Origin of the sequence: Methanospirillum lacunae (genome assembly GCF_003173355.1) — an archaeon.
GTDB classification, from domain to species: Archaea; Halobacteriota; Methanomicrobia; order Methanomicrobiales; family Methanospirillaceae; genus Methanospirillum; species Methanospirillum lacunae.
In genome coordinates this window covers 360,345-384,273 of sequence record NZ_QGMY01000008.1, presented here as the reverse complement: position 1 = coordinate 384,273, position 23,929 = coordinate 360,345, and the positions used below count along the sequence as shown (strand labels likewise).

Annotated in this window: 25 protein-coding genes and 1 tRNA gene; 11 read left to right on the top strand and 15 right to left on the bottom strand. The window is 43.7% G+C overall.

Annotation, left to right across the window (positions count from 1 at the left end; genetic code table 11):
* The first annotated feature begins 130 nt into the window (after positions 1–130).
* Positions 131–1,411 carry a phosphomethylpyrimidine synthase ThiC gene (gene thiC, locus DK846_RS11940; protein ID WP_109969178.1) on the top strand — a complete coding sequence of 427 codons (1,281 nt, stop codon included), beginning with the start codon at positions 131–133 and terminating at the stop codon, positions 1,409–1,411.
* Positions 1,412–1,631: 220 nt separating this feature from the next.
* Here the strand turns inward: thiC and DK846_RS11935 are convergent, their stop codons facing one another.
* The gene (locus DK846_RS11935; protein WP_109969177.1) at positions 1,632–1,895 is read right to left on the bottom strand and encodes a UPF0147 family protein; all 264 of its coding nucleotides are present in this window, start codon (positions 1,893–1,895) and stop codon (positions 1,632–1,634) included.
* A 66-nt stretch (positions 1,896–1,961) separates the two neighbouring features.
* Between DK846_RS11935 and DK846_RS11930 the strand changes: the two genes are divergently transcribed.
* A complete protein-coding gene (locus DK846_RS11930) occupies positions 1,962–2,363 on the top strand; it encodes an Sjogren's syndrome/scleroderma autoantigen 1 family protein (protein WP_109969176.1) in 402 nt (133 codons plus the stop codon).
* Here the strand turns inward: DK846_RS11930 and DK846_RS11925 are convergent.
* Positions 2,333–4,582 carry a DEAD/DEAH box helicase gene (locus DK846_RS11925; protein WP_109969175.1) on the bottom strand — a complete coding sequence of 750 codons (2,250 nt, stop codon included), beginning with the start codon at positions 4,580–4,582 and terminating at the stop codon, positions 2,333–2,335. The genes DK846_RS11930 and DK846_RS11925 overlap by 31 nt on opposite strands.
* Entirely contained in the window at positions 4,582–6,351 is a 1,770-nt protein-coding gene (glyS, locus tag DK846_RS11920) for a glycine--tRNA ligase (protein WP_245926538.1), read from the bottom strand. Before glyS ends, DK846_RS11925 begins: the two co-directional genes overlap by 1 nt.
* A gap of 263 nt (positions 6,352–6,614) precedes the next feature.
* Here glyS and DK846_RS11915 point away from each other — a divergent pair, with 263 nt between their 5' ends.
* The 3 genes from DK846_RS11915 to DK846_RS17695 all read left to right on the top strand — a co-directional run bounded on the left by DK846_RS11915 (position 6,615) and on the right by DK846_RS17695 (position 8,242).
* Complete coding sequence (locus tag DK846_RS11915) at positions 6,615–7,226, top strand: helix-turn-helix domain-containing protein (protein WP_109969174.1); 612 nt, start codon at positions 6,615–6,617, stop codon at positions 7,224–7,226.
* A gap of 6 nt (positions 7,227–7,232) precedes the next feature.
* Complete coding sequence (locus DK846_RS11910) at positions 7,233–7,889, top strand: metal-dependent hydrolase (RefSeq protein ID WP_109969173.1); 657 nt, start codon at positions 7,233–7,235, stop codon at positions 7,887–7,889.
* Positions 7,890–8,089: 200 nt separating this feature from the next.
* Entirely contained in the window at positions 8,090–8,242 is a 153-nt protein-coding gene (locus tag DK846_RS17695) for a hypothetical protein (RefSeq protein ID WP_181391751.1), read from the top strand.
* Here the strand turns inward: DK846_RS17695 and DK846_RS11905 are convergent.
* The 3 genes from DK846_RS11905 to DK846_RS11895 form a co-directional block, all read right to left on the bottom strand.
* Positions 8,236–8,607 carry a type II toxin-antitoxin system death-on-curing family toxin gene (locus tag DK846_RS11905; RefSeq protein ID WP_109969172.1) on the bottom strand — a complete coding sequence of 124 codons (372 nt, stop codon included), beginning with the start codon at positions 8,605–8,607 and terminating at the stop codon, positions 8,236–8,238. The genes DK846_RS17695 and DK846_RS11905 overlap by 7 nt on opposite strands.
* A 12-nt stretch (positions 8,608–8,619) precedes the next feature.
* Positions 8,620–8,754, bottom strand: a complete 135-nt coding sequence (locus DK846_RS18165; RefSeq protein ID WP_281269829.1) for a hypothetical protein — start codon at positions 8,752–8,754, stop codon at positions 8,620–8,622.
* Between the two features lie 100 nt (positions 8,755–8,854).
* Positions 8,855–9,085: a type II toxin-antitoxin system HicB family antitoxin gene (locus tag DK846_RS11895; RefSeq protein WP_109969171.1), complete on the bottom strand. Its 231-nt coding sequence runs from the start codon at positions 9,083–9,085 to the stop codon at positions 8,855–8,857.
* 736 nt (positions 9,086–9,821) lie between these two features.
* On the opposite strand from DK846_RS11895, the gene DK846_RS11890 reads away from it, so the two are divergent.
* The gene (locus DK846_RS11890) at positions 9,822–10,208 is read left to right on the top strand and encodes a hypothetical protein (RefSeq protein WP_146201212.1); all 387 of its coding nucleotides are present in this window, start codon (positions 9,822–9,824) and stop codon (positions 10,206–10,208) included.
* A gap of 38 nt (positions 10,209–10,246) precedes the next feature.
* Here DK846_RS11890 and DK846_RS11885 read toward each other — a convergent pair whose 3' ends face one another.
* From DK846_RS11885 to DK846_RS17690, 8 genes are all read right to left on the bottom strand, one after another.
* Positions 10,247–11,557: an NAD(P)-dependent malic enzyme gene (locus tag DK846_RS11885; protein WP_109969169.1), complete on the bottom strand. Its 1,311-nt coding sequence runs from the start codon at positions 11,555–11,557 to the stop codon at positions 10,247–10,249.
* Between the two features lie 10 nt (positions 11,558–11,567).
* Positions 11,568–11,882 (bottom strand): hypothetical protein, encoded by a 315-nt coding sequence (locus tag DK846_RS11880; protein WP_109969168.1) that lies wholly within the window; start codon positions 11,880–11,882, stop codon positions 11,568–11,570.
* Positions 11,864–13,054 carry a M29 family metallopeptidase gene (locus tag DK846_RS11875; RefSeq protein ID WP_109969167.1) on the bottom strand — a complete coding sequence of 397 codons (1,191 nt, stop codon included), beginning with the start codon at positions 13,052–13,054 and terminating at the stop codon, positions 11,864–11,866. Before DK846_RS11875 ends, DK846_RS11880 begins: the two co-directional genes overlap by 19 nt.
* A 107-nt stretch (positions 13,055–13,161) precedes the next feature.
* Complete coding sequence (locus tag DK846_RS11870) at positions 13,162–13,539, bottom strand: reverse transcriptase N-terminal domain-containing protein (RefSeq protein WP_109969166.1); 378 nt, start codon at positions 13,537–13,539, stop codon at positions 13,162–13,164.
* A gap of 676 nt (positions 13,540–14,215) precedes the next feature.
* Positions 14,216–14,821 carry a 3'-5' exonuclease gene (locus DK846_RS11865; protein WP_109969165.1) on the bottom strand — a complete coding sequence of 202 codons (606 nt, stop codon included), beginning with the start codon at positions 14,819–14,821 and terminating at the stop codon, positions 14,216–14,218.
* A gap of 68 nt (positions 14,822–14,889) precedes the next feature.
* Positions 14,890–15,087: a hypothetical protein gene (locus DK846_RS11860; RefSeq protein ID WP_109969164.1), complete on the bottom strand. Its 198-nt coding sequence runs from the start codon at positions 15,085–15,087 to the stop codon at positions 14,890–14,892.
* An 860-nt stretch (positions 15,088–15,947) separates the two neighbouring features.
* Complete coding sequence (locus DK846_RS11855) at positions 15,948–17,129, bottom strand: bifunctional 5,6,7,8-tetrahydromethanopterin hydro-lyase/3-hexulose-6-phosphate synthase (RefSeq protein WP_109969163.1); 1,182 nt, start codon at positions 17,127–17,129, stop codon at positions 15,948–15,950.
* 126 nt (positions 17,130–17,255) lie between these two features.
* Positions 17,256–17,421, bottom strand: a tRNA-Trp gene (locus DK846_RS17690).
* Positions 17,422–17,526: 105 nt separating this feature from the next.
* On the opposite strand from DK846_RS17690, the gene DK846_RS11850 reads away from it, so the two are divergent.
* From DK846_RS11850 to DK846_RS11830, 5 genes are all read left to right on the top strand, one after another.
* Positions 17,527–19,242: an AMP-binding protein gene (locus DK846_RS11850; protein ID WP_109969162.1), complete on the top strand. Its 1,716-nt coding sequence runs from the start codon at positions 17,527–17,529 to the stop codon at positions 19,240–19,242.
* 213 nt (positions 19,243–19,455) lie between these two features.
* Positions 19,456–20,745, top strand: coding sequence for a phenylacetate--CoA ligase family protein (locus DK846_RS11845; RefSeq protein ID WP_109969346.1), 1,290 nt, complete (start codon positions 19,456–19,458; stop codon positions 20,743–20,745).
* A complete protein-coding gene (locus DK846_RS11840; protein ID WP_109969161.1) occupies positions 20,745–22,046 on the top strand; it encodes a phenylacetate--CoA ligase family protein in 1,302 nt (433 codons plus the stop codon). Before DK846_RS11845 ends, DK846_RS11840 begins: the two co-directional genes overlap by 1 nt.
* Complete coding sequence (locus DK846_RS11835) at positions 22,047–22,481, top strand: ACT domain-containing protein (protein WP_109969160.1); 435 nt, start codon at positions 22,047–22,049, stop codon at positions 22,479–22,481.
* Positions 22,482–22,582: 101 nt separating this feature from the next.
* The gene (locus DK846_RS11830) at positions 22,583–23,122 is read left to right on the top strand and encodes a DJ-1/PfpI family protein (RefSeq protein ID WP_109969159.1); all 540 of its coding nucleotides are present in this window, start codon (positions 22,583–22,585) and stop codon (positions 23,120–23,122) included.
* A gap of 73 nt (positions 23,123–23,195) precedes the next feature.
* On the opposite strand, the gene speD is transcribed toward DK846_RS11830, so the two are convergent.
* Positions 23,196–23,636 (bottom strand): S-adenosylmethionine decarboxylase, encoded by a 441-nt coding sequence (gene speD / locus DK846_RS11825; protein ID WP_109969158.1) that lies wholly within the window; start codon positions 23,634–23,636, stop codon positions 23,196–23,198.
* Between the last annotated feature and the right edge of the window lie 293 nt (positions 23,637–23,929).

The window sequence follows — 23,929 nt, the reverse complement described above, 5'->3', positions numbered from 1 at the left end:
TGGCCTGTAGGATCATGATGGTGAAAACATAAAACCACAAAGCAATTTTACTTGCGTTGCGAGAAACCAAATTGGAGTCCCCTTTTCAAAAACCGAGCCTTTATGTATCTTATTATAGTACATATGAGGTATGTCAATAGTTGAGGATGCCAGGAGAGGCATCATCACCGAAGAGATGAAGGTCGTTGCAGCCCAGGAAGGTGTAACTGAAGATTATATCCGCCGTGGAATCGCTGCAGGACATATTGTCATCCCGGTGTCTCCTTACCGTAAAGTGAAAGTCTGTGGTATCGGAGAAGGACTTCGTACCAAAGTTAACTGCTCTATAGGGACTTCCTCAGATATTGTTGATGTGGATATGGAGGTAGAAAAAGCAAAAGCAGGTGAGAGGGCAGGCGCTGATACCTTAATGGAACTCTCAACCGGCGGTGACTTTTTCGATATCCGTAGGCGTGTTGTTGAAGCAACAAGCCTTTCAGTAGGATCAGTACCCTTGTACCAGGCATTTATCGAGGCAGCACGCAAGGACGGTGCAGTAATCCATATGCGTGAAGATGATCTCTTCAGGATCACTGCCGAACAGGCAAAACTTGGTACCAACTTCATGGCTATCCACACAGGTATCAACAAAATCACTCTTGAACGACTGCAGCGCCAGGGAAGGCACGGCGGCCTCTGTTCACGGGGCGGTGCATTTCTTACCGCATGGATGCTCCACAACGACAAAGAAAACCCACTCTTTGCAGAGTTTGATTACCTGTGTGAAATCCTTAAAGAGCATGAAGTCACGCTCTCAACCGGAAACGGTATGCGAGCAGGTGCTGTGCATGATGCGACTGACCGTGCTCAGATCCAGGAGTTAATCATCAATGCCGAGCTCGGAGACAAGGCTCACGAGCAGGGAATTCAGGTAATTGTAGAAGGACCCGGTCATGTCCCTGTCGATGAGATTGAGACCAATGTGAAACTGATGAAGCGGATGTCTGGAAACAAACCCTTCTACATGCTCGGACCCATAGTAACCGATATTGCTCCAGGGTATGATGACCGGGTAGCAGCCATCGGAGCCGCCATGTCATCCTCATATGGTGCTGACTTTATCTGCTACGTCACTCCAGCAGAACACCTTGCCCTGCCAAATGTGGAAGATGTGTATGAAGGTGTGATGAGCAGTAGAATTGCAGCTCATGTTGGTGACATGATCAAACTGAAGAAGCGGGATCAGGACCTGGCTATGGGTCATGCACGGCGGGACCTTGACTGGGATGCTCAGTACAATCTTGCTATCAACCCGGAGCGGGCACGCAAAATCAGATCTGAACGGATGCCTGCTGACAGGGAAGCCTGCACAATGTGTGGGGATTACTGTGCCCTTAAGATAGCAAACAAAGTTATCAAAAAACTCAACTAACCCCCTATTTTCCCGGATGGTGATTCTATCCATCACCATAAGAAACACATTTTTTTTCTTTTGGCTCCTATAGGCAAATTTGCTAAAAGACCTACTACCTACAACATTGAAGGTAAAATACCGAAACTAAGGATCAAAAAAAATCGATGCCGGAGTTACCGGCATACGCGTTTTGCAAAGATACTGATTATTCAGTAGGCGGAAAGCCTAAGCACAACGATTAATCTAGAGGGACTGTCTCAAGGTTAGAGACCAATTCCCATACACGGGTTCTTGCGTGCATCGGCATATTAGAATCATTACTGATCTCGTCAATCTTGGATATCGCTTCGGCTGCCCTGAGGCCAACCTGCTTATCTTTATTTTGTAAAAGGGTACGTGTCTCGTCAGCGACCCGCCTGATATTGCGCGGAATCGTTCCGTCATCAATAATGGCGGAAAGCATCTGTATACAGTTATCTACCGTCTGTTCCGGATTTGGCATGCTATCACCCGTGAGAGAGCTTCTCTTATTATTACTTACGGCCCCTCATAAAACTATAGTGAAGTTATGAGAAAACCAGATGAGATCATGGCAGAGTATCTTCTCAAGGGAGGAAAGATGCTTGCAAAGACATGTCAGAATTGCGGCTCCCCGCTCTTTGAATATAAAGGTGAAACATCGTGCGTAGTATGTAAGGAGTCAGATCTCGAAGCAATGGGTGAAAACAAAGGAGATTCAGTATCCAGAAGTCATAATACGGAACCCAGGTTTAAAAATTCAGAGACCCAGATATCAGAAATGGACATTAATCTCGATGAACTATTTGAACAAACTTTCAAATATCTGCTCATTAGCATTGAAGAGGAAACAAATTCACGCAATATTGCTGAACTAACCCATGCATTGAAAGAAGTTGCAGAAGCGTACTCAATACTGAATCAGAGGTATGGTAACCGGGACAACTCGTAAATCCTCTCTGCTTTTTTTATGCCGATCCCCGGGACTTTAAGAAGATCATCTCGTTCAGCCTGCATTATAGCCTGAACTGAACCGAACGCAGACAATAAAGACCGGGCATGTTTGAGTCCGATTTCAGGAAATGCGGTAATAATCGCTTCCTGTGCCTCATGATTACCTTGATATGTATGTTTCAATGGTAGGGTACGCTCGGCTGTTCCATCTTCTGATTCACGGCGCGCAAGAACCAGAAGGAGTTCGGCGGTCTCCCCGGGATCAGAAACAGAGAAAATTGTCACACCAAAGTTTATCCCGATTGCAGCAAGCGCTCCCCGAATAGCATTTGGATGAATATCTCGCTGACAGTAGAGATCACCACCCTCAATGATCAATACCGGCTTTGTACAATTCGCTGCCATCTGTCTGATCTGTCCGAGCAGATCACGCTCTATCAGGGTATCCACAAAATCCCGGGCAGTCTTACGCTCAACAAGGATACGTTCACCGATACGGTAGTCACCCACGGGAAGGCGTTCAACACTGATCCTCGCATCGGCAGCAGAGAGATGTTCAGTCACTTTAGAGACGAGTTCCCGATCATCTACCACAATTTGAGGACCGAAATGCTGCTCCTGTTCAGCGCGATCCCTGGCAATCTCTTCAGGACTCAGTGATAGTGCTGACTGAAATTCATTCTTCATCCGCTTCCCAAGACCGGACATCTGTTTTGCCATAGCCCGTTCTTTTCGCACCGATGTGAACCGTGAGATCTCATCACTTGTCCCCCGGGTAACCATCACAATGATCCGGCCAGTGCCATGCCGGCCGGTTCTCCCTTTCCGCTGAATGCTTCGTATCTCTGAGGGAACCGGTTCGTAAAAGATGACAACATCTGTTGAGGGAATGTCAAGCCCCTCTTCTCCAACAGAAGTTGCAACGAGAACCCTGAACTCACCCTCCCTGAATCGTTTAAGAGCAGCTATCTGTTTTTTCTGCGACAGACCCTTTTCACTATCCTTGGTTGCCTGACCAACAAATCGCTCTGCAGTTATTCCACGGGCAGAAAGCATCTCAACAATCATTCTAACCGTGTCCCGGTATGTGGCAAAGACAATAACCCGGCTTTCAGGATGCTCCTCAAGTATCTGCTCAACAAGCGATGGAAGTGCAAGAAGTTTTGGATGGCATTCTTCCTCCCATCCTTCTGCACGGCTTAAAAGTTCACCAAAACTGGGATCTTCTGCAATGCGTTTGCTTGCTTTTGATCCACCGGGTGTCTTTCCTTCTGCAGAAAGTTTTTGCAGATACCCTTTGAGCACCAGACATCCCTGTGACTCTGCCAGCCCCACCGCATGGCGAAGCTTCATACACTCGGCATGAATGCTTGCTGCAACATACCCGGTTGCGTCACGTTCGGCTATTCGCTGCTGAATGAGAGCGTTGAGTTCCTGCAATGCCTTCATCGAGAGATTTTTCCTGTCCGGAGCAGGCAGGCCCATCTCCCGGAGCTGGGAGAGACGGCTCTCTATCAGATCATAGAGATATGTAAGACATTGTTTTAGCTCATCAGGAAGGCTGACATTGATGATCTCAACTTCTTTTTCATGCACATAGGGCCTGACATCAGGGTCAGCTTCTGACCTGGTCTCTACATGAACAATATGCAGGTTTTCAACAATGTCTGCTACCTTCTCCTGATTTCCCCCAGGTGACGCAGTCATCGCAAGGACAAGCGGCTGGATGGCACTCTCCATGTACCGTTCAACCAGGAACACGTATGCATAATTGCCCACTGCACGATGTGCTTCATCTACCACAAGCAAAGAGACATCGTGAAGTGAATACCGACCGGCAATCAGATCATTCTTCACTACCTGGGGGGTAGCCAGGATCACTGTTGCTGCATCCCACTCAGCAGTTCTCACTGCTGGAGCTGCTTCCCCGGTGAAGATCACACAACTTTTTTCTGTGGCTTCAGGGAGATTAAGATGACTCTGAAAATACCGGAGATGTTGCTCTACAAGTGGTTTTGTTGGGGCAAGCATCAGAACCTTGCCACCCATGCTATAGAGCCTTGAAGCAGCAACAATGAGGGCAACGGCAGTCTTGCCAAGACCGGTGGGGATGACCACCAGAGTGTTACCATCTAATGCCCGCATCGCAATTGAAAACTGGTAGGTACGCTTTTCGAGCCGGTCAGGGTGAATAAGAGGATGATTGATGTATTCCATCAGGATGAAATATCTAAAAAGGTCTTCTGACCCTTGATGAGACCGGATATGAGCAGTGGGAGATCAGTAATCTTTACCCGTACCTGTTTCATACTGTCACGCTCACGAAGGGTCACAGTCTGATCCTCTTTGGTATCATAATCAACGGTGATTGCCAGAGGAGTTCCCACTTCATCCTGTCTGCGGTATCGTCTGCCGATTGCACCGGAGTCATCATACTCTGCCAATATCTCATGACCATGCAATGTGTGGGTGATCTCACGTGCTATTGTGTCAAGCCCGTCACGAGCCATGAGGGGGAGAACCGCTACCTGAACCGGAGCGATTCTGAACGGGAACCGCATCACCTTTCTGACTTCTCCATCTACGTCCTCTTCATCAAAGGAGTGTTCAAGGACTGCATAGATCATCCTATCAATCCCGTAACTTGGTTCAATCACATGCGGTCTGACATCTGTCCCGCGAACATCCACATCCTGCTCAGAAATCTCAAAGAGATGAGATGGAACAAAATATTCTTCCCCGTCAACGGTAACCGTTGCACCGTCAGGGCCGGGGGTTACAGTTGCAAGGGCATCTGCTATCGCTTTTGCCTTACCCCTGTACTGAGGACCAAGCACACCCATATTCGCAGAGATGACTTTGCGACGTTCACGCTTTGGTTCTGCAAACTGGATATAGACTGTAAAAGAATCGCCACTCTCTTCGGCATGGGCGTTGAGATCATAATCGGTACGGTCAGCAATACCAACCGTCTCAACCCATCCAAACCGTTCTGAACGGATTTCAGCATCCCAGCAATCCTCGGCATAATGTGCACGTTCGTCGGGGAGATGTTGTCTGAACCTGAGCTTTTCAGGTTTTACCCCGATGGTGGTAAGCAGGTCATGAGTAAGCGCTAGGTAGTATGCAACATACTCATTGGCAATAACTCCCTGGGCAACCGCGTCTTTCATGGTGTAAACCCTGGCTTCTCCACCTGCCTGTTGCTGCTGGTATGAGAAGAGAGGGAATGAGTAGTCAGCATACCGGGAAAAGTTCGGGTGGTTCTTTTCTTCAGGATGGACAAAGATCTCGGCCTCTGCCTGGGTGAACTCACGAAGCCTGATCATACCCTGGCGTGGTGAGATCTCATTCCGGTATGATTTGCCGATCTGGACAGTTCCAAAGGGAAGGCGATCACGATAAAACCGGAGCAGACGACCAAAGTCTACGAAAATTCCCTGGGCGGTCTCGGGCCGGAGATAGCCTTTCCGCTGTGAACCGGGCCCGATGGAGGTCTGGAACATGAGGTTGAAGGCAAACACCTCGATGTTTTCAAGTTTTTCTCCGCAGGCAGGGCAAGGGAGCCCACAGATCGCCTTCTGGAGTTCGGCTGCATTCAGGACCGAAGCATCAGGAACATTGTGAGCCTCGGCAACATGGTCTGCACGAAGATATTCTTCACAAGCCGGGCACTGACACATTTTGTCAGCAAACCCACCCACATGACCTGATGCAATATAGATGGCTTCCTGACCGATGGTCGGGCACTCAATTTCATAGTATCCTTCTGATACTACGTAGAACTGGCGCCACAGGTTTTCAATCCGTCGTTTAAGAAGGGTTCCGAGCGGGCCATAATCGATGAAACCCGCAACCGATCCATAACACTCAGATGACGGCCAGACAAAACCACGTCGCCTGGCAAGATCAATGACCTGATCATAGATATCGTTCTCCGGAACCTGCGACTTTTTATCTGCCTTTGAAACCACCGCGAATGACACCTCAATATCAGAAATATCTAGACATATTAGTAAATTCAGAGCATATAGATTCCGGAGTATTCTTCATCCCGGGGATTGGGGCAATGCCGCCAGCTCCATCAGGCATATCCCGATAGGAGGGATCAGAGGAGTCGCATTAGGGAGAAATTCAGCGTCATTATAAGTTAGTTAAAAGGAATATCGGTCAATTTTCCGAAAAATTCCAACAAACTTAAATAATTTAAACGGCATCTATATCGGTATCCCTACCAGTGTGATATCCCATGCCTGAAGAGATCCAGAAAAAAGAGCAACTTTTACAGTTGTTTACCAATATGACCGGCAACACACAGATTGTGGAGCCGATGAAGAAGATCCACGGCACTCTTCGTGATAGTGACGCAGTTGAGCGGGAGATCGCACTTATTATGCGTGAACTGCTCGATCAGGGTATCTTCAAGACAAAACTGCGTCCCATCCAGCTTGCAAAGCTCATCTGCGCATATCATGCAGGAAAGAATGATACTGAGATAGCCCGTGATCTGGGTGACGAAAAATTGTCTAAGACCGTGGCACGTGCTCGTGTCAGAATGAAACTCTTCCGTGAACTTGATTTCAAGATGCCATTTGACCGGTTCAAGATGGAAGAACTCATGACCTCAGGAAAGACCATGAAGGAGATCAGCGAGGAACTCGGGATCAGTCCTTCAACCCTGCGTGAATACCGCCATGTGCTTGAGGCTATGATTGACCGGGATATGGACAGGTACATCGAGCGGATCAAGGATGTTATGGAAGATCGTGATCTGACTGAACAGATGACAACCAGTGCGACCAAGGATGCTTTCGGTGAATCGATCGATATCACTGAAGCAGAACTGATCGACATCACCTGATTTTTTATGAAACTAACCTGGCTCGGGCACTCATGTGTACTCCTTGAGGGGTCACGTACAGTGCTCATCGATCCTTTTGTACCTGACGGAAAGATTTCCTGCACACCAGATATTGTAGCTGTAACCCATGCTCATGCTGATCATCTTGGGTGTGCTCTCGATCTCGGCGTCAAGACAGTAGCCATGAATGAACTCGCTCACTATCTTGAGAAAAAGGGACTTGAGGCTGAACCGATGAATATCGGGGGCACAATTACCGTAGACGGAGTCGAGTTCACAATGACAACTGCTGTTCATTCTTCATGGATTGAGGATGCAGGGATCGGAGTATATGGTGGAGCTGCTGCCGGTTTCCTGATCACCATGGACGGAGTTACTGTTTACCATGCCGGGGACACCGCCCTCTTTGGTGATATGAAACTCATCGGACGGATATATAATCCGGATATCGCCTTGCTTCCTATTGGAGGGCGATATACCATGAGTCCGCGTGAGGCGATGATTGCAGCAGACTTTGTTGGTGCTCCGGTTGTCATTCCGATACACTACAATACCTCTCCAAAAATTGCTCAGGATGCTGGGGAATTTAAACGGGTTATTGAACGGACAACAGACCTGAAGGTTGTAGTATTGAATCCGGGTGAGACATTCGAATCCGCCTGAAAAAATCCGGGTTTTTGCTAGGAACGAAGTAGAGTGAATAAGTAGCGATTCATTCCCTCTATAGAACGCAATACATGTCCAGTTGCATAAACCCGGCTGTTGCAATGAGGAATTAAAACGTTCAAAGTAAAACATTTTATATTCTATTCCCTGTTTCAAAAGTCCATAAGAGATTTGATAATGTTGCAGAACAATGATAAATGAACATTATGCTTCAGCACAAAAACACTCCTCCAGATATCGATAAAATCGAGCGTGTTTTAGATCAGACAGATTTCTCTCCAGAGATGCGGGATATAGTCAAGAATACCCTGGTCCGATATAATAAAGCTCTTGAGATATTAGGTCAATAACTACGATACATATCACTATTTTTCCCAATCCATATCCCCACTTGATTTTCTGTCTTCTCTCCACGTGCAACAGACAGAACAAATGATACAGTTACTTCATTAGAAGCTGTAATCATGAGACCATGAAGACCCAATACCGTGTTTGCTGCCATAAGAGCAGTCCTCTTAATGCCATCAAAGAATGGGTGCATGGTTGCTATCCCGTGAAGCAAAAATGTGGCCTTAATAATTGGATCAGAACAGTGAGATGTCTTTTCTGTGAGATAGTAGAGTGTCCCTTCATTAAGAATTCCATCAGTTCCTCCATATATCAAAATGGCCACTTGATGCAACTTTAGAAGGACATCCACCGTCACTATCGCCATAAAATCGTCTGATTACTGTTCTTCCATAATCGATATCCAGTCTCTTCCGGTCTTTTGTGCGATTTCTTTCACTATGTGAGTAAGAGTTCCGGTTTTGAGAGGATCATGTAATGGAACAGTTATTCCATACAGTTCCCCATCGATCACCCATTCGAGCCAAATATGATTTCCCGTCTGCCTTATTTTTTAAAATCCTATCGAAATAAGATAGGATATCAAATCAGATCCAGAAATATCCCGGGAACTTTCATACGGCGAGAACTTCATCCCTAACGATATGAAGTCTGATTAGGGTCGGGGCTGGTTTGTCTCCAAAGTGACAGAGGACGGCATCACGAACCATCTCCCGGAGTTCATCGAGGGTATCTGCCTGAGTGTATATGGGAAATGCATGTGATCGGGCAATATAACCGCCCTCATCGGCCTCTTCCACAACAAAGAATATTTCAGTTTCCCGGTGTTTTTCAGGGATTATCATTCTGATGTCCTATTGGGGATTCTCAGTATGTATAAGTACATCTATCTGCTTAAGATGTTTTTTTCCGGGACTGATGAACATAGAGAGACTGTATCGAGATGCCAGATCTGTTTCCTTGGAGTAATAGATCAATTTTCGACTAAATTTTGAGATTGAACCATGATTTTTGAGTAGTTCAGACATCTATCATTTTTTGAGGTGTCTGAAGAACACCCCCAGTGGTGATCGTCAAGGATATACTGGACAAGAGCCATGAAGTTCGCAATGGTATCAATCGGTCATGAAATATCGCTCAGCCGACTTAGGGATTGTCTTTGATATAAAATCGGCCATTTTTCCTTCAAATTAAATGAACAGGGTAAAAGATTTCGAATTATTTTTTTTAATTCGATCACCATTTAAACAAAATCGTAAAGAGTTCATTTTTTATATTAAGACAACTCCCAGTGTTTACAATACAATTAGGCGATAAAGCCCAAAGAGGTTTTTAGGATTAGATAAAATCAAAGGAATTGCTCATTGAACAGAGTTGAAGAAGAATAAAACTCCGATTTAGATGGGATAAAATATATTGTAATAACATTATTCAAAGATATTTCCAATAATATAATAGAAATAATGCATATTTTTTTGTGGATTAAAATTCTATTTAATCTATTATTACGATAAGGAAAATTATAGTATGTCAAAATATTTATATCGAATTATATTGCCCATTATTATAATAGGTATTATAATGGCACTTCTATACACAGATTCTTCTATTCATAAGGATAATAACATTTTTTATAATCAACTAGCAATAATCAAATCTAAAATTAATTTATCTTTTTTAGAAAAAATTCAAACCATGCCAACATTGAGAAATAACACATTATATACCAATGCCAAAATTGATCTAAATCAAATATATTTAATAAAGGGGTATAACTCAACAACTGATGAATATCTATACCAAATGATAGATTATCAAAATTTATCGAATAGAGAGAAAATGAGTTTTTCTGCTACTAAATCAGAAAAACGTTCTACATTAGAAGATTATTGTAAATTTAAATTAGAAAATATGGATTCAACTAATCCATACCTAAAATATGGATTACGATATATTCCTTTAGGATAAATTAAAGATTTTAATCCGAATATATAACCTATAGATTTTTACCAAAATGGTTCTATTCGTTTTGTAACTTCATCCTTGTACCTATCTTTATCCCATTCATGATTTCTTATTAGGTTATCTCTTTTTGCAACTATTGCAACTTGATACGCCATTTCAGCTACTGCTTCAACTCTTCCAGGTAATGAGATAATATGATTTACATCATTTACTTGTGGAACTGAAGATCTTAATGCTTCTGTAGCTGCTAATAACATATTTGTTGAAATTTCAGTCGCTCCCACATCTAGAGCTCCTCGAAAAATAGCAGGCATGCTGATAATATCATTGACTTGATTAGGCGTTCCAGAAAGCGCTGTTGCAACTATTTCTGCGCCAGCCTTTTTTGCTTTTTGATAACTAATTTCAGGGTACGGGTTTGCTAGGGCAAAAACGATAGGAGTTTCCGGATTCATTACTTGAATCATTTCTTCAGATATAACATTACCGTCCTTCTTAGATTCAGACAAACCAATGACCGCGTCGGCGTCATTCATAGCCTCTAACAATGTCATTTTTTCCTTTCTCGCTGAATCTTCAGCGACAATTTTTTCTTTACAATTTAAAAGATCAAAATCATCACGATTTTTATAAATATTAGTTACTAATTCGGCGTGATTATTTTTATCCATAATCTTGTGGAAGACATCTGCATTATTGGGATTCATTTTTGCTTTTTTAAAGAGATCATAACACGCATAGCCAGCACTACCACATCCAATAAAAACAAATTTAGCGCTTCGAATATCTTTATTCGCTATACGAAGAGCATTTTTCATCGCTGCTAGAACAACCACTGCAGTCCCATGTTGATCATCATGACATATTGGTATTGGATTTTCTTTGGTTTTGATCAATTTTTTACATTTATCTTCAACATTAAAACTTTTCCCACCTACTGATGCTATATCCTCTAAATTTATACCACCAAATGCAGGAGCTATATTGCAGACCGTTCTGACAATTTCATCTTCATCAGTAGTATCTAAACAAATAGGGAATGCATCAATGTCTGCAATTTTTTTAAATAAAACTGCTTTTCCTTCCATGACTGCTAGTCCTGCTGCTGGTTTTATCGGTCCTAACCCCAACACACGTGAACAATCACTTACAATAGCCACTGAATTTTTCTTAATTGTACTTTTAAATGCATATTCAGGATTTTCATTTATTTTTTGTGCTACATCTGCTATACCTGGAGTATATACATACGGTAAATTGCCATCCATCCTTATTTTAGAATGGATACCTATTTTCCCACAATATTTTTCATGTAATAATATTGCTTTAGATTGGCCAATATTGGAATTCATTTTTTACATCTCATTGATTCTTTTTTGTTCCCTGTTTAGTATCCCGATATACTAAAATAAATAAAATTCCATGATAAAATATAATTATCGCTAAAAGTCCATATATTATTACATCTAATTTTTCAAATAATGGTCTACTATCCATGAAAACTGTAAATAGATAAGGAGGTATTATACCGTATAGTAATCCTTTCATAATTTCAGACGGATGTAACCAATAATATGTATATGAGTTTAAAAATGATATTTCAAATATTTTTCCAGGCAAGGAAGTTGATTCAGCGAGATAACTACTCAACCTCATACTCATTCTACCTCCATCCATTTACCATCCTTCATTAGTTCTAGTTTTCTGTCATCCTGCATATCTAAAACTATATTGTCTACTTTAACTGCAGCGTGTGAATGAATAACTTGGTGGTTATTATTATATTGATGTCCAATACCACAATTTTTTCCGCAGTTGCCTCCTATATGATCATTTCTTCCAAAGGCTAGGGATACACTTCCATCAGCAACATAAAATTCATATGGACTTTCATTTAATTTATCTGCCCTTTTATTAAACCCAAATACAATTTCACCAAAATATTTGCCACCATCTTGATTTAATATCGTATTGACTAGAGTATTATCACCAGAATTTATTGATACAACTCCATTACATACTCTTAGTTTAACAGGGTCATGATTCAAAGAATCACCTCCCCAAATAGGTCCATTTAAAACGACTGAACCTTCTACTTGTTCATGATCAACACATAATGAAATAATCCCATTAGGTAAGAAATGCCATTCTTTCATTCCAATTATTCCCGTTCCCATAGTTGGCATATCTCCGTGCATTATCGGAAGAGTTAGATTAGTTTCTTGTCGATTGTCAGTAATTCTTACAGATTTTACTCCCTTAATTAGTTCATAATATTGCTTAATCCTTGTATCCATTTCTTTGAAATTTTCACACATGGCACCGTCAATTAGAGAATCTGTTGTTAAATTATGTAAATCCGCTCCTCTTAAATTCGATTTATAAAATATTGATTTGAGGTTATGTGTTCCAATTTTAAATTTATTAGGGATAAAATAACTATCCAAACCAATTAATGTTAAATCAATTATAATATCCGCAGTTTTTAGTTTATTTTTTAATCCAACAACATCAGTGTTCAAAATTTCGAGCTTATTTTTATTGCTAATATTTAATGGAAACAGACAAATAGAACAATTTAATGAATCTGAAACATCAGAAATAGCGTGAATTATTTCTCGATGCTCTCTAATTGATATTTTTATTTGTTCATCATATTCTTTATCTTCAAAAACAGATTGCCAATCTCTCCAAAAACGATGAATACCTTTTGAACCTGAATATGCTATCGTATCTTTATAATTTGAGGAGGGGGTATATATTACTAATATACTTTCTCCTTTTACGATTTGGAGGCACTTCACTAAAAAATTTTCTACTCCGTCTTTAATTTCATCCAGATAATCCATTGATCTATATTTTTTTCTATTAGTTATATTAATTCGGATATCAAAAAAATGGATTCACTCAAAATCCAATTTTAATTTTTTACGTTCATATTTTTTGGCGATAATATTCAGAACAACAAGTAGTCAAGTATTACGATACACTTGAGTGGCTGTGCTTTGTACCCTTTGTTCGTCAGTGAGAGGGCTGCTTTCATCTTCTCATGGGGAAGAGTCCATTTAACTCCATCAACACCGGTGGTCCTTTGTCCAGTGTTCTCAACTACTTTTTTGACTGCAAGAGTTTTAGCATAAAAAGAGTGAGTAACTAAATACTGTAATCTTTTCGCTAGTCGATACTTTCCTTCTTTAACAGCTTTCGGGATTCTTTTCTGGAGTCTATTCACATGGGATCGTGCTTCATCTAATGGAAGATTTTTCCATTGTTTGGCTAACTCCCTGTTAGTAAGGTCCTCGCTAATATGCGTATTTGAACTTCTCACATTCATAGAGTTACCTCAAATTTCGTCGTGATTGGCCAACTGCACGTCTGCACCCTTTCGGGTTGGGGAACGAGCCTTTATCCACACCCATTATAGGCGGCCTATTCGCTTCTTGCAGTTTCCTATTCCCACTACACTTATAGTTCTGCTCACGCAGTTCTTACCCATTAGGGAGCGTATTGGGGTTTCCAAGTTCCGTAATCAGGATAATTATGATGCTTTAGGAGCTGCTCATGGACCGGAAGTTCGATGTCTATTCATTTTGATGTCAATGAAACCACCAAAACCTGACTTCTTACCTTTTGGTGAAGGCGTCATTTAGTCTCTTTCGCCTTTTGCCGGCCAGTTTCATGTACTGCCTGTACATGAAATAGAGCCCGATCACATTCACAATAGTCGTCTCTCCCAGATCATATTTAACCCTGTGAAGTCTCTAAATATCTTTTCAATAAAAAATTATTCTTAAATTATGCGCAAATTAACAAACCTAATTAACAGAAACATTTCGACACACTTAAATTACAAAACACTAATGAACTGTTGTCCTACAATCACCTAGGACACGTTTTAGTATGGGTAAATCCCCTGCACATCTAACCTAACACAAAACACAGAACTATCCCCAGCGTTCATCTTTTTCACCAGATCGGGCCCCCCATCACAACCCCGATCTTTAATTATTCTAACAAATCCGGACCTCAACATCCGGACGTGGTGACTCGTTAAACCGGAAAATATCCATTTCAATCGCCTTGAAAAAAATCATCTTGCACGCATCCGTATCAATCAATGCATCATGAGCATCAAGCAGAGACTCACCTAACAGTTTCTCATATGCCTCACCGAGTTTAGGATACTTGAATTCTGTACCGGATGGGAAGGGAATCTTACAAAAACTCGTCAGACTCTTCATCGTACAGAAACTCGGCTTCTCCCTGAACTTTAGAGAGTCAATCTTCTCACGACTGCATTCATGAGCGATAATATCCAGGTCATACGCCACATTGTGACCGACAAGAAGACCGGTGCGAGATACATCAGCGAGAAGTTCCTTCAGAATCACAGACAGATCAAGACCCTCCGTTTCTGCTATCTCGGTCGTGATACCATGGATCGCAGCCGCCTGATCCGGGATCGTGAACCCCTTCGGTTTGACAAGATGGGTCTCCTCTTTCACAATCTGCCCGTCACTGGTGCAGACAATCCAGGCAATCTCAACAGCCCTGGCGAGACGTGGATCAGTCCCGGTCGTCTCTGTATCGAAAAATAACAGTAAATCAGGTTTCATAATTCCTCAATCAAAATCATCCTAACGATCATCAATGAAATATGGAAGGGGAGGTGCCAGAGCGAAGATCAAGCACCAACCGGATCGCATGGTTCATACACAAGCCTCCCAGGCATTTCCCCCGAGATATGAGCATCAGGTCTATGATCTGCAATTTCAGAGAGTATCATACGTAGAGAAATTACACACAGTTGTCCCAAAAGGAGATATGTTTCAGGATGCTGTACAATCTCCTCTTCACTAATCCAGTCACTGATGATACTCATTTCTGCTCCACCTGAAACTTTTCAATTACGGAATTAATTTCCCGAAAGTACACTGCATCACGTATGGGTTATCTGATACAAACTGATTTCGAACATACCATGACACCCTGTTATCTGTCTTTTGTATGAACAAGTCCTTTTCACTAGTCATCCCTGGTCGCCATTGGGGTTTTAAATAGGTTTTGTTCATCAGCGTTTTACGTTGTAAGGATTATCATGACCGAAACCTGATGTGCAGGTCACAAAATTGTCAAAACCACTAATTCTCTTCCCCTAATGGGATATTCGATCACTATTTGATGGTATTATTAGTGTTACACCTTACCGTAACCAATGACATATGGATCATAAGTGTTCGATCGTTGGGCGGCAGAGCGGCAGAAATCAACATTGGGCGGGAGAATTTCTCAGGAGATATTTGACCGGATTGCCATAAGTGGTGATTTATAAGCTTGGTTTCTAATCTGGGCGGCAAAGCGGAAAACACAGACACACGGAATGGGGGATGAGGAGATGAAAGAGGTTTCTGTGCACCCATATTTCGCCGCCCTGAATTGGTAATAATAATAGATTAATAATATTTTTAATTATTACGAGAGAGATGGGCTTAAAAGTGGGCGGCGGGTTTCCGCCCAAAGGAAGGATTAGGGAGATCTCTCCCGCCCCGCCGCCCAAGAGATGAAGAGGTTATACCATAATTTATCGCGTTAATTTACTGTCCCAGAGGATAAAGCAAGAGATAATGAATCCGGCTTTTTACTCGGATTTCCATGAAGTCTCTTGCTATCAGTTATATGGGGAGAGAGAAGAGATCGTTTCCTCAACTAAAGAAAAAGGTGTTAGATTTCTAAACTTTTTGTTTAGAAATCGGTCATAATTCTGAACTGATCAATCTCTTCCTTGTTCAGCTGCTCAAGGAATTCTTCAGCTGCATGGTGAACATCCTTGCTTGCAGTAATTGCCCGACCAACGACAAGAATATCTGCACCTGACTTCAGTGCTTCCTTAACAACCGGTACTCGGATACCTCCGGCAGTTGCTACCAGAAGTTTCCCACCGGCTGCTGCTTTCATATCCTTGATGTTACCCCATGCATGTGCTGAGGACTCAGCATCAATTGCCCTGTGAAGTTCCACAATATCGGGCTTAACAGCCAGGCTCTTAATGAGACCAACCGGATCTGAAACATTGAGCATATCAATGACTGAGTAGATACCAGTCTTACGGGCTTCCTCAATTGCTTTCTCAATAGTGCTTTTAGGAGCAAGTCCTGACATCACCACTGCATCTGCAGAGGCATCTGCTGCCATCCTTGCCTCAAGGTTCCCGGTATCAAGAATCTTCATATCTGCAACAATGAATGAATTCGGCTTGACGGCCCGAATCTCATTGAGCACATTGAGGCCGAACTTCTTGATGAGTGGCGTTCCAGCCTCAATGATCAGGTGATCATTTTCAGGCAGTGCCGAGAGAACAGATTTCAGCTTGCCAAGATCGACAATATCAAGGGCAACCTGAAGGTATGGTGGATCCCAAAGCCTTGGAACCTTGAATCCCATGACTGCATGAGCTGCACGGTCCTTCTCATGAATGAGAGTCTTTTCATCAGGGAACTGCTCAAATGCACGGTTCAATGCAAGTTTGACTGCCCCATAATTAAACCGGTAGATCCTGTTGTAGTCTTTTGCTTCTGGACTCAGAAACGCACTTGCCAGGATGACGAGATCATTGAGATCCTGCCCGGCAAAGACACCTTCTTCGACACAGTCTGCAACCGCCTTGGCGACTGCAGCCTGAACAGGACCAAACATCTGGGTAACCTGGGCACCGGACTTCAGGGTCACCTTCGGGATAACCAGTGTTGCGGGCTTCGTGAGCAGGTTCGGCCTGACAACCGCGAGGAGAGGGGTGTGTCCTGCTGATAACTGTGAGAGTGAGTTGGCAAACGCTGTACCGACTGGGCCGTTCTTATCCCCGATAAGGAGGTCGATATGAGCCAGTTCAGCACCGTCACCTATGAGTGCTTCGCCTATGAGATACATCTGTATTCCTTCCGCGTATATATCAGCGAATGATCTATAAGACACCTGTCGCCGGAAAAAACCAGATAATAATATTCAGATAAATCTAAAAATTTCAGAAAAAACAACCGAATTGATTCAAAAACGTGGGGTCGGTGAGATTTGAACTCACGATCGACAGGTCTCTCCGTTATGCTCCCGAGCATCAGTGCTCCAACGGATCATCACTGAATCAGAAGACCCATTTGTCATCATCTGCCGGAATACAAAGACCGCTGGAGCCTGTCGCCATGCCGGACTAGGCCACGACCCCGTGTGCTCGTATAGGTAATTCATCAACTCACTTAAGACTTATGATCATCTCTTGTCATACCCTCTGGCGCGAGGGATAAATCTCCGCACTGTTTAGTACTATGCAATGGCTGAGCAAAAAGCGCCTGAGCTAAGTTACTCATGCGGAACAGCTGACTTCCCGTTGATGGGAGCAACTATCGGAGAGATGCTGGATCAGGTCTGTGCCAGACAACCTGATGTTGAGGCACTGGTGGCGCCATTCCAGAACGTTCGTCTTACATATCGTCAGTTCAGGAATGAGGTTGACCGGATCGCCCGTGGCCTCATGGCAATGGATATCAATAAAGGTGACCGGGTCGGCATCTGGGCGATGAACTATGCCGAATGGACCATGGTCCAGTTCGCAACCGCGAAGATCGGAGCGATCATGGTGAACATTAATCCGGCATACCGGACATTTGAACTTGATTACTGCCTGAAACAGTCTGAGGTTAAATTACTCATACTCCAGGGACGGTTCAAAACATCAGATTATGTCGGAATGTTTTATGAAGCCTGCCCGGAAGCATACGAATCACGGCCTGGACGGCTTTTATCTGAGAAGTTCCCATTCCTCAAGACAATAATATTTATGGGAGAAATTCCCTACAACGGCATGTACAGCTGGAGTGAACTGCTCAGACGCGGAGAATCGATAAGCCCTGAGGAACTTGAGGAGCGTGCCGCATCCCTTACCTTTGATGACCCAATCAATATCCAGTATACATCAGGAACAACAGGATACCCCAAGGGAGTTGTTCTCACCCATCATGGAGTGATGAATAACGGGTACATGATCGGGAAGGGTATGGGCTTTACTGAAAAAGACCGACTCTGTATCCCGGTTCCCTTTTATCACTGCTTCGGAATGGTGCTCTCAAATATGGCATGTGCCACAAACGGAGCAACAATGGTCATTCCTGCCCCGACATTTGATCCTGAAGAGGTTCTCAAGACCATTGAAGCAGAACGGTGCACAGCAGTCCATGGAGTGCCCACCATGTTCATCGCCGAACTGCGGCACCCTGACTTTGCCAAGTATGATCTCAGATCACTCAGAACCGGGATCATGGCAGGATCGCCATGTCCCATCGAGGTCATGAAAGAGGTAGCAACCAAGATGCACATGTCAGAAGTGGTCATCGTCTACGGGCAGACTGAGACCTCCCCAGGTGTAACCATGACCACAACAAAAGACCCCCTTGAAAAACGGGTGACAACTGTTGGTCGTGTTTTTCCTCATACAGAACTTAAGATCGTCGATCCAGAGACCAAAAAGATTGTACCAAAAGGAGAGATTGGGGAGATCTGCGCCAGGGGATACATGGCAATGCGGTGTTACTACAATAATCCGACTGCAACCAGGCAAACCAAGGACGAAAACGGGTGGATACATACAGGTGATCTGGGCTCATTCGACCAGGAAGAATTTGTCCACATTGAAGGAAGACTCAAGGACATGGTTATCCGTGGCGGTGAGAATATTTACCCACGTGAGATTGAGGAGTTCCTGCACCAACATCCAAAGATTGCCGATGTATATGTTATCGGTGTTCCTGATGAGAAATATGGTGAGGAACTAATGGCATGGATCGTACTTGAAAAAGACGCTACCCTTACTGAACAGGACGTCAGGGATCACTGCACTGGAAAGATTGCCAGATATAAAATACCCAGGTATATTTCCTTTGTTGAATCTGTTCCGATGAGTGTGACAGGGAAGATTCAAAAGTTCAAAATGAAAGAGATGGCAATCGAGATGCTCGGGCTGGAATCAGTGGCACATATCAAAACCGCATAATAAATTCTCTTTTTTTTAAGAAAACGAGTGTAAATATACCCATTCACCAGTTCTACACCACCAAGGTTACACACCTGGTTGATTTCATAGAAATGATGATAGAGAAACCGACCCATGTTACAGAATAACAAGGGTTATGAGTTTTAGGACATAATAATAGGCCAGATACTCCGGACACCTGCTGGTGGGCGGGTATAAAATATGGTGCCTGATATGTTCTGGGATAAAGCAATGGAGACGATCAGTCAGGCCGACCTACAGACCCTGCAGTTAAAACGACTACGGGAGACAGTAGAACGGTGCGGGCAGATCGGTTTTTTTAAAGATAAATTCAGGGAAACGGGGGTTGGACCTGATAGTATCAAGAGTCTGGAAGATCTTCAGAAACTTCCCTTTACCAGAAAGACAGATCTCAGGGCGGGTTATCCATTCGGATTTTTTGCCGTTCCCAGACGTGAGGTTGTCAGGATTCATACCACATCGGGAACTACTGGAAAACCAACCGTGGTTGGATACACCAGAGGAGATCTAGACAAGTGGTCGAGTCTTATTGCACGCAACCTGACCATGGTTGGACTGACCTCTGATGATGTCTTTCAGAACATGGTCAATTATGGAATGTTCACCGGAGGTCTCGGGTTTCATTACGGTTCTGAGAAGATCGGAATGACCACCATACCCAGTGCAACCGGGAACACAAGACGACAGATTGAGATGATCCAGGACTTCGGTGTTACTGCCATACACTGTACCCCAAGTTATGCCCTTCATCTCGCTGAAGCAGCAGAAGAGATGAATGCAGATCTGTCAGCGCTGAAGGTAGGAATGTTCGGAGCTGAGCCCTGGTCAGATGCAATGCGCCATGATCTAGAGGCTAAACTTGGTGTTGAAGCATTTGACAGCTATGGGATGAGCGAGTTGTATGGTCCGGGTGTTGCCTTTGAGTGTCAGGAACACAACGGCCTGCATATATGGCACGACAGTTATCTGGTAGAAATCATCGATCCAAAGACAGGTGAACAACTGGGTCCGGGTGAGAGAGGAGAACTGGTAGTAACGCCCCTGGTAAAAGAAGCCATGCCACTTGTCAGGTACCGGACCGGTGACATCACCATGCTTCTAGATGATGAGTGCCCGTGTGGACGTGGCCCGAAACTCGCAAGATTTACCGGAAGAAGTGATGACATGCTTGTTATCAGGGGTATCAACGTCTTCCCAAGTCAGATAGAACATGTGCTTCTGGAGATCCCCGAGGTTGGTAATCACTATATGGTATATGTGAACCGGGTAAACCATATGGATGAGATGACGATCGATGTGGAAGTAGCACCCGGATACTTCAAGGGTGAACTTGCTGATCTCAAGAATCTGCAGAACCGGGTCGTGAAAACCTTAAGGGATGTTCTCGAGCTCAGAACAACTGTCAGGCTTGTAGAGCCAGGGACTCTTCCCAGGTTTGAAGGTAAGGCAAAACGGGTAGTTGATCAGAGGGAGGTATTCTGATGCATTGCAGAGATCCAAGAATCGAGGAGATGCCACTTGAGGATTTGAGGAAACTGCAATACAAACTTCTCAAGATGCTCATATACAGAGTGTATAGTTTTTCCCCGTTTTACAAAAATCTGCTCAACGCCGCAGGTGTTCATCCTGATGACATCTCATCACTCGAAGATATCAGAAAACTTCCATTCATGGAGAAGAAAAACCTCAGGGACAATTACCCTGACGGTTTGATTGTTAGTGACAGGGAAGAACTCGTCAGGTATCACGTCTCTTCAGGCACAACAGGCAAACCAACTGTTGTGGGATATACCCAGAAAGATATCAATAACTGGGCCGAATCAGTCGCCCGTGGCCTTGCTTCAGCTGGAATAGGTCGCGGCGATGTGATGCAGATCAGTTATGGATACGGCCTTTTTACCGGAGGACTTGGGGCCCATTACGGGGCAGAACGTGTTGGTGCAACTGTTCTTCCTACATCAGTAGGCAACACTGAACGCCAGGTTGAACTGATGCGTGATTTACAGGTCACATCTATTGCTTGTACTCCATCCTATCTGATACACATAGGCGAAGTAGCAGAGAAGATGGGTATCTCAATTAAGAATGACACCCTGCTCAGAAAGGCAGTCGTTGGTGCTGAACCCTGGACAGAGCAGATGCGAATCAGAATCAGGGACTGGCTTGGTGTTGAAGCATACGATATTTACGGGACAAGTGAACTATCAGGCCCTCTGTTTACTGAATGCGAACAGCAGCAGGGAGCACATCTCTGGGGAGATCTGATTTACCCTGAAATCCTCGACCCAGATACACACGAGCCACTTCCTCCAGGAGAGAAAGGTGAACTCGTGGTGACCATGCTTCAGAAAGAAGGGCTTCCCATCATCAGATATCGGACAGGGGATATCGCTGCCCTGAACTATGATCTCTGTACATGTGGGAGAACATCTCCAAGGCTTGAGCGGCTTACCGGGCGGGTTGATGATATGCTCATCATCAGAGGGATTAATGTCTTCCCCTCCCAGATAGAACATACCCTGCTTGGAATCCCGGAGATCGGTAAGCACTTTATGATCGAGGTAGATCGAACCGGTGCTCTGGATGATATGCTCGTCAAAGTGGAGATCGCAGGAGATTCATTCTCAGACAAGATCACCGATCTAATGAAGGTCAGAACTAAAGTCGAGCGGGCCCTTCATAATGCTCTAAACGTGGCAGTGAAGGTGGAACTGGTAGAGGCAGGTTCACTGCCCAGATTTGAAGGTAAGGCAAAACGGGTAATTGACAGGAGGAAGTTGTGAATGAACTGTGAAAAGTACATCATCAGACAGATCTCGCTCTTCTCTGAGAACAAACCGGGCAGACTAGCTTCCATGGCTAAGGCATGCCAGGAAGAGGGAATTAATATCCTCGCATTTTCGATTGCTGAAGCAGACGGGTTTGGTGTCATCAGGGCACTTGTGGATAAACCAGATCTTGCTCACAAGAAACTAACAGAACTCGGATTCAATGTTGCATTCACTCATGTGATTGGGGTTGAGATGAAAGATGAACCCGGAGGTCTGTATGAGATCGCATCAAAACTCGCAGATGCAAAGATCAACATTGAGTATTCATATGCATACTCTGGAAAAGACCGGGCAGTGTTAATACTCCGTGTTGATCAGGTGGAAGAAGCGGTCCGTCTGCTCCTTGGTAATCATTTCAATATTATCGCGTCTTCAACAATCCACTAATTTTTTACTCTTTTTTATAATCTTCCGGCGGCCAGAAATAGAACCGATTTCTTATACAGATATCTTATTACCATTCATCCCCTATTGCAGATCAGAGATATATGGCAGATGAAAAAAAGGTCCTGATAGTCATCGCTCCTCGTAACTTTAGGGACGAAGAACTTACTGAACCGATCAATTACCTGATGCAGGCCGGGATCTCCTATGATGTAATCTCGACCACGTGTGGATTGGCAATTGGGATGATGGGTGGAGAGATGCCGGTCGAACATACGATTAGTGATCTCAATGAAGGAGATATCGCCCAGTACAATGCAATTCTGATCGTCGGCGGCAATGGCGCACCTGAGTATCTCTGGAACTACCGGCCACTTCTTGAATTGATACAAAAGTTTGATAAACAGAATAGTATTGTAAGTGCCATCTGCCTTGCTCCCGCAGTCCTGGGACAGGCTGGAGTCCTGAAAGGTAAAAAGGCGACAGTATGGAATGATGATCAGGCTATTGAAGAAATTCGTAAAGGAGGAGGAATCTTCACCAGTAGCCCGGTTGTTGTTGATGGGAAGATAATAACTGCCAACGGACCAACTGCTGCCGCAGCATTTGGAGAAAAAGTTGCAGTATCAGTGAAAAACCTGTAAACACAGCGTTTAATCTTGACAATTGCCATTATCATGGCATCTTTTTGTGACTAAAAAAAGAGAGGAGTTGATTTTAGTTGCGGAACGAGATGTGAACATCCATTGAGTCTGCACCGAAAAATTCACGGCAGAAATCTGCAGTGAGCTGTGGTGCATACTCTTTGCAGGAGAATATATCGATATATGCAGTGTTCGTCTCGTTTGCAAAGTGAGCAGTGATACATGAGGTCTCTATTAATTGAGTCATTGAGTATCCTGCTACGCGCTCACAAGGGCCAAAGTTGATGATCTGAGGCTCACCAAACCGATTCATCTTGATCAAGTCACAGAGGTCAACTACGAATTCGCGGATCTTACCTGCATCGCGGATACTTTCTGGGTTGCAGTTTCTTAGATCCACACTCATGTAAAGGCCCCATGCATTACGGGCCTTAAACTCTTCCATAGTCTCCTGATCTGACTTTGGCGGGACAGTTGCCATTCCTTCTCTAGTCGGAACAAGTACGTCTATCATGATTGTGTCTCCTGTATACTGTATCACGTGTATCCCTCAGCATTTAAGATTTATGCAGTACAAAACATGCCAAATCATGAATAGGACGTTTTTGGTCTTTGATTTTGAATTTAAGCCGATTTTGAACGAAACAAACAGAAAATCTCGATTTTGCCTCAAAATAAGAAAAAACGGAAGATCTGGTTTTTTGATTTCTATGCAAAATCGAGAGAATCAAAATCATGCCGTTTTTGACAGAGGCGCGGCACTAGAGGCAATTTTGCGTTGCCGGAGTGAAGAAATATCACATATAA